The sequence below is a fragment of the Klebsiella sp. GG_Kp146 genome, assembly GCF_040061975.1.
In the GTDB taxonomy this organism is placed as follows: Bacteria; Pseudomonadota; Gammaproteobacteria; order Enterobacterales; family Enterobacteriaceae; genus Klebsiella; species Klebsiella quasipneumoniae.
This window is the reverse complement of record NZ_JBEAHA010000032.1, coordinates 1-6,605: the sequence shown is the minus strand read 5'-3', so window position 1 is coordinate 6,605 and position 6,605 is coordinate 1. Positions and strand designations below refer to the sequence as shown.

Sequence of the window (6,605 nt, the reverse complement as noted above, 5' to 3'; positions counted from 1 at the left end):
TATGCCTCTGCCGGTATTCGTCCGTAAGCTGCTGACTGAGATCGCCAGCAACCCGGAAAAATATAACGACCTGACCCAAACCCTTAACGACTCAGTGGAGTGCAAATGCCAAACCCGAACAACGAAAAAATAATTGATAACGCCGCCAATGATTCCGATGGGATCTACATCGACGAAAAAAACGGACATGAGCGACTGGCACACCAGTTTGCGGAATACCTGATTAACCAGGGCTTCATCTATCTGTCCCGGAAAAATGGCGCAGACCTGTACAGCACGTTGACAGGTAAATTCCATCCGTTCCACGCGGAGACTAACCTCTATCAGCAGTGGCTGCGAAAACAGTCAGAGCACAGACGTAGTGGTCACAATCCCCTGTTACACGATATTCTCCGCCAGCGGATTAAATATGCATCGGCGCGCGAGTTTATCCCCGGAGGCGCACGCCCTCTGGTATACGAGGCGGACGGTGTACCCGTTCTGAATACCTGGAAGCCATACGAACCACAGACAACCGCCGCAGCCGGTATTGATTTGTCACTCTGGACAGAATATCTGGAGCGCCTTTTCCCGGACGCTGACGAGCGGCACACCGTTGTGCAATGGCTGGCGCATATGTTCCAGTACCCGGAGGTTAAACCCTCATGGCACCTCATGCTGACGAGTGCGACCGGCACAGGGAAGGGATTCCTGTTCGATCAGGTTCTCTCACCTCTGCTATGCGGGCAGGCATCGTTACTCAGTTCGTATGACAAACTGACTGGTCAGTTCAGCACTGTGATCGCCAATAATTTGCTGGTGTTTCTGGACGATTGCCGCAGTAGCTCAAAATCGCTGCATACCCGGTTGAAATCCCTGCTGACAGAGCGCCGCCAGCAGATCGAGGAGAAGCAGGAGCAGGCCCGGATGGTCTCAACCTATACCCGGTTTATCCTCGCCAGCAACGAGCGACGCCCGATCCGCTTTTCACCGAACGAGCGCGAGCGCCGTTGGTTCGTCGTCCGGTTCATGGAGCATCGCCATAACCCAGAGGAGACCGGCGAATTTATCGGTCGATTAGCACAATGGTTAACGCAGGATGGCAGCCTCGATGCCATTTACTGGTGGTTGATGGCCTGTGACCTGACCGGATTCAACCCGCATCATTGCCGTGCGACTGAGACACTGGCGGAGATGCAGGAACAATCGCGATCCATGCTGGATATCGAGTTATCCGACTGGCTGGAGTCAAACCGGGTATTCAAAATGGAAACGGTACGCCTGCTGTTTGATGCACCGGCAGACCTGATTAAGCACAGGCTGGAGGAACTTGGATATCGACAAGCGCCAATCAATACCAATGGTGCTGGTGTTGACCGTTCCCGCTACTGGTTCCCGGCAGACTGGAAGCCCAAACAAGCGGCGCAGTGGCTGGAGGATGCAGCAGACGGTACGACAGAGCAATTCTGACAGGGAGCTATACGCTCCCTTTTTTGCATCCATCAGTCGAAAAATCCCAAATAATCCCACCCATACAGCAAATAATCCCACGATAATCCCAGCATGAAAATCAATAAAACACCTATAAATCAATACGTAAAGTGAATAATCCCAACAATCCCAATAATCCCACGACCTTATTTATATACAACGTAGTTACTGTGGCGCACGCCAGTAAGCAACAGGGGCAGCCGTAGGCAAAGCGTAGCGCCGTGTGCAAATCCTAAAGCGGCGGCTCTGTTCCTGGCTCAGGGACAAAGGCGGTGCTGGTGGAGGAATGCATATGCAACGCAGGATCGCTTAACAAGGTTCGTCTCCACCGGGCCAGCCATTAACTGCACACGAAAAAATATCTGTGTCATTTCTCATGACAAATTTGGCGACAGCAGGCACAGCAACGCCCATAGCGATCTACAGGACGCCGGTTTTCCCAGATTAAATGAGTGAATAATCCCTTTTAAAACAAAAAAATCCCCGCACATGGCGAGGATCTCAATACACCCGACCGTCTCAGGTCGGCACTCTGGATTGTGGAAGGTGGGTTAGCCCGTGATGCCGGTCTCTTTCAGACTCTTGCTCACTTTTGCAACCGTCGCACGGGAACAGCTCACCGTTCCCATGATGTCGGTGTATGACATGCCAGCATTCAGCAGTCTAGCGATCTTCTCGTTGCGCTGGGCGTCTTCCGGGCGGCCTTTAAACTTACCTGCCGCCTTTGCCTTGCTGATCCCCTGAGACTGACGGCGTTTACGGTCGGTGTAGTCCTTACGCGCAATGGCGGCGAGCATATCCAGCATCATCCCATTCAATGCTTCCAGCATACGGTTAGTAAACTCATCGCCGGACTGGATTAGCTGGTGGCTGGTCGGTAAGTCTAACGCGACAACCCTGATCCCCTTGTTGCTGATGGTCTGCCGCAATACCTGCCAGTCGTCCGCCTTTAAGCGGCTCAGCCGGTCTACCTGCTCCACCAGCAATACGTCACCCTTTTGTGCGATATCCAGCAACCGGAACAACTCGGGACGCTGCAATGACGCTCCCGACTCGTTCTCTGTGAAATAGGTGGCAATAGTCATACCCTTAGAATGAGCGAACTCATCAAGCTGCTCTCTGGCGCGTGATGCGTCCTGCTCTTTGGTGGAGGCTCTGAGGTAGGCATAAACACGTGATGTCATGGCGGTGTCCCTTAATAGTCTGTTTTTAATGGTTCAATAATAACAGTCTATTAATAGTGGTTCAATAAATGTTTTTCCCGGTCTGACTGGTTCAATAAACCAGTACCTCTTTAGGTATACCTAAAACAGACCGCATGACAGCCAGCATATCGAAAACCCACCGGCAGATATTTCTGGAAGATCCGGACAACTCTAATCTCAGCCAGCAAAACGCTAAGCACCTCAGACCATGCGCCAGCCGTACAATCACCGGCAGGATATTTGCAGCCAGCCGGTTTACATATGGTGGGGGTATCAGCGATCCAGCCGCAGGGGGCGGGGGTGTATCTGCCAAGCGACATGGGGGTCAGAATATGCAGTTAGAATATAGGGTCTCTTTAGTCGGTGATTTCAAGAAACCCAGACACCGCAAGGGATTGCAGGGATATAGAGAAAAGTTAGTATATAGGTAACACTCAACCTTTAGTTGAATATCTTCGGTAATGCGTATAGAATTATTTTACTGCAAGAGCATTCGCAGGGGGCTTCAACCAGTAATTGGCCTTCTGTGCCGGGCAGTCAGATGACTGGTCATCTGCCGGGTAGTTACGACAAGAGTCGGTTTCTGAACCCTATGTGCTAAGGAAATGCTGCGACTACCAACAAATTTCTAAGGGGCGCTTTTGAGCGCCCTATTTTTTTATACAACATGACCAACCAACACGCCGTGCGCCGTCCTTCGTGTGTACGCAGTCACAACGACATAGATCCAACCTGAATCAGTCTCAGGCGCCTCTCTTGGCTCAAGAACCACAATACCAACCGCAGACTTTAACACCGTAGGACGATGCCTACCGCCGGGATGATTAAACTCGCAATAGATAGGCGCGCCACGACGAATAATATCCCGGACAAAACGCGCCACATCATTAACGGTCGCATATCCCAATCGAACCAGTTCCTGCTCATGCTCAGCCCAGATATGGCGAACACCGAACCCACGGTTAGGGCCAGTATGCCGACCAACACGCAAGAAGATATCACCGGCGGGAATCACATCACCTTTGGAATTAATTTCAGGGACACGGCCATAGCAATCAAGGCCATCCGGGTGAGCTATAGCACTGTTAGGTGAACCGGCCACACCGTAATTGTTTGGAGCAGGCACAAAACGATCCTTATCGAGTGGAATCCGCACATTCTACCAGAGAAGAAACAAGCGGAAGGAGCGCGGGAAAAAAGAAGAACCAGGGCTTTTACAGAAGGCTTCGCCCCTCCTGACGAGCATCACAATACAGACGCTCAAATCAAGAGTGGCGAAACCCGACACAGCTTAAAGATCCCCACCGTTTCCGATAAGTCGCTCCCTCGTGCGCTCCTGTGTTCCCACCTTGACGTTTGCAGCCAGCCTTGCCGCTCTTTCTACTTTGGGGGCGCTAACTCTCAGCTTCCCTATGCTGGCACTGCTCGTTTTAGGTGGTTCGCTCCAAGCTGGATGATATGCACGAACTCCCCGTTTCATCCGACCGTTGCGCCTGCTGGGTAACTATTCTCACGATTCCAACCCCAGCGGACACGGCAAAAAGCCGCTAATGGCAACAGCCAATACGGTAAACAGAGGTGTGCGAGGTAGTATCGACAGAATCTCAGTTAAAAGATTCTTGATGTGGTTGCCTGACTGCGGCTACACTGGAAGGACGAATTTGGTGACACGTCTCGCACAAGACTGTTACCACGGTTCAGAAACTTGCCGGTTTACTGAACCTTCGAAAAACCACCTTGCCGGGTGGTTTTTTCGTTTCAGGGATAATGCACCTGGATCTGTGAACATGTCAAACTCCCCGGCGAGGAATCTCCAATTTCAATCCCTTAACGTTCAGGCCTTTACAGGAAACGTTAACCCCATCAATCGAAAATGACCCACCGCGAACATAAAGCAACCCGCTAACACACAACACCGCAGTAACAATGAGCACAACAGGGATGCCAACTTTCATTTCTCGCTCCAAAGCGCCGCAACACATGACTAAATCGTCCCATCACGACAATCCAGTATCTGGATCTTTTTATCTTCGTGCGGCTTGTCAGTTATCACGACTATGCCAAGAGCAAGGCTTCTTTTTCTTCGTGGGGGTTGTCAGAAAGAAAGTCAGTTTGCAGAAAACATTCGCTTCCAAAACCCCTTCTTCCTCTCCGTCTCAAGCTCCGCTTTCACTTTCTCCAGCTCCAAGGATGCTGCGTCACGCTCATTTTGCAACCCGGTCACCTGTTCCCGCAGCCGGTCGGTCTCCTGCTTATCCTCAAGCAATAATTGTTGCTTCTCGATTAGCTTCCTCAGCTCTACCAGCTCCCGCTGCATAGCCGATATTGCATCGTCATTATGTTTAGTTTGTGACCGTGTAACGGTGTTTACTTTTTCCTCGGGAAGGGATACAGATCCGTAGTGACGGATAAGCTCCGACACATCTACATATCGTTTACCTTGTTGCCGAGTAACACTCACCAACCCCTTATCAATATGGGAATAAAGCGTCTTCCTCGTGATACCAACTGCATCCGCAGCTTGTGTAAGGTTGAGTAGATTCTGGCTCTGTTTACTCACTGTATACCCGCCATAAAATTGATGTGTTTACTCTGGTTAGTATACACAAAAAAAATCCATAAAGTTAATGATAATCATTCCCAAATAAAAAATTTCATGATAAAATAGAATCTGACCAATAGACCACACAAGACAGGAGAAATATTGACCTTAACGCCCACGCTGCCAACGTTTGCAGCCCCGACCGATACGGAACGCTCCACCCTCGCCGCGATCCTGAATGATACTGGCCTCCGCGCCACAGCCCCCCGGATTAACGTCTTACATTACCTGAACGCAACCGACACTCCTGTAACCGCTGAGATGATCAGCCGCTTCGTTGACCTCCCGTTATCGACTGCGTACAGAACGCTCACGGCGCTGGAATTCACCCACCTCGCAGGGGTCACTTTCGGACGCGGGGACGTTACTCGCTGGTTCAGGTTTACACCGGATACTCCCCAGCATTGCCCGGCGTGCGGACAGAGTTTTTACGGCGAATACGCCTGACCATCTGAGACACAAACACCGAAAAGATGACCGCATGAACGGTCACACCAAATGACGCCCACAGAGAGCGCTAGCGGCCTGTTACGGCCTTTATTCACCGATTAAGGAGACAACTATGACTACAAAAAGACAGGCTCAGAGAGCCGCTGAGAGCGATTTACAGGCATTCCTGAACGAAGCCGCCGACCGGTTCAAACCCGACGCCGCCGTATTAGCCGCGCGTATAGATACCGCCGTCCAACGGTACACAGCTACAAGTACCACACAGCGTTTCAACGCCGCCGCGCCGCTGGCAATCCAGCAACTCCAGGAGAGGATATTGGAAGGGTGGAGGTACGATATCGGCATCCCTCAATCCGTTTATGTTGCCGGTACGGGGAATATGAGTATCACGCTTCGCAAACCGGCGGAGCTGGTGGAGCGGGAGATCGCCGACCTGAAACGACAGGTGGAAGAGGGCTATCACAACGAACTCGCCGCCGCAATGGAGCGTGAGGTAGACAAACTGGTTCAGGACGCCGCTAACGAGGCACAGCGCCGAGCAGAGGAAGCCGCCGCCGCAGAGCGTGATGCTATGCGCCAACGCCTCCGCGATATGCTCCTGACAGGGGCCACTGTATGACCGCCACTAAAAAGGGGCCACCATGCCCCGCTTACATCGACCCGGATGCACTGGAACGAGCTATTGCCGCCGCTCGCAAAATCAAAGATGCCAACCCGGACAAGTACAAATCGCTGCCCGTCCAGCCGGAGGTTAAACAATGAAAATTTATGACATCACAGTGACAGGAACTACCGCCGACTGGCTGACCGCCACGCGCGGGAATATGCCTCTGCCGGTATTCGTCCGTAAGCTGCTGACTGAGATCGCCAGCAACCCG

6 protein-coding genes are annotated in these 6,605 nt (G+C 51.8%); 3 read left to right on the top strand and 3 right to left on the bottom strand.

Features of this window, described 5'->3' with window-relative positions; genetic code table 11:
- The first annotated feature begins 105 nt into the window (after positions 1 to 105).
- On the top strand, positions 106 to 1,449 hold the full coding sequence (locus tag ABLU95_RS21415; protein ID WP_348880385.1) for a primase-helicase family protein: 1,344 nt from the start codon (positions 106 to 108) through the stop codon (positions 1,447 to 1,449).
- 572 nt (positions 1,450 to 2,021) lie between these two features.
- Here ABLU95_RS21415 and ABLU95_RS21410 read toward each other — a convergent pair.
- From ABLU95_RS21410 to ABLU95_RS21400, 3 genes are all read right to left on the bottom strand, one after another.
- Positions 2,022 to 2,654 carry a recombinase family protein gene (locus tag ABLU95_RS21410; protein ID WP_348880384.1) on the bottom strand — a complete coding sequence of 211 codons (633 nt, stop codon included), beginning with the start codon at positions 2,652 to 2,654 and terminating at the stop codon, positions 2,022 to 2,024.
- 679 nt (positions 2,655 to 3,333) lie between these two features.
- A complete protein-coding gene (locus ABLU95_RS21405; protein ID WP_348880383.1) occupies positions 3,334 to 3,801 on the bottom strand; it encodes a hypothetical protein in 468 nt (155 codons plus the stop codon).
- A gap of 981 nt (positions 3,802 to 4,782) precedes the next feature.
- Entirely contained in the window at positions 4,783 to 5,235 is a 453-nt protein-coding gene (locus ABLU95_RS21400; RefSeq protein WP_348880382.1) for a hypothetical protein, read from the bottom strand.
- Positions 5,236 to 5,839: 604 nt separating this feature from the next.
- Between ABLU95_RS21400 and ABLU95_RS21395 the strand changes: the two genes are divergently transcribed.
- Together ABLU95_RS21395 and ABLU95_RS21390 are read left to right on the top strand one after the other, a co-directional pair.
- Entirely contained in the window at positions 5,840 to 6,346 is a 507-nt protein-coding gene (locus ABLU95_RS21395) for a hypothetical protein (protein ID WP_348880381.1), read from the top strand.
- A complete protein-coding gene (locus ABLU95_RS21390; protein ID WP_343194318.1) occupies positions 6,343 to 6,489 on the top strand; it encodes a hypothetical protein in 147 nt (48 codons plus the stop codon). The genes ABLU95_RS21395 and ABLU95_RS21390 overlap by 4 nt, the downstream gene beginning before the upstream one ends.
- Positions 6,490 to 6,605 lie beyond the last annotated feature (116 nt).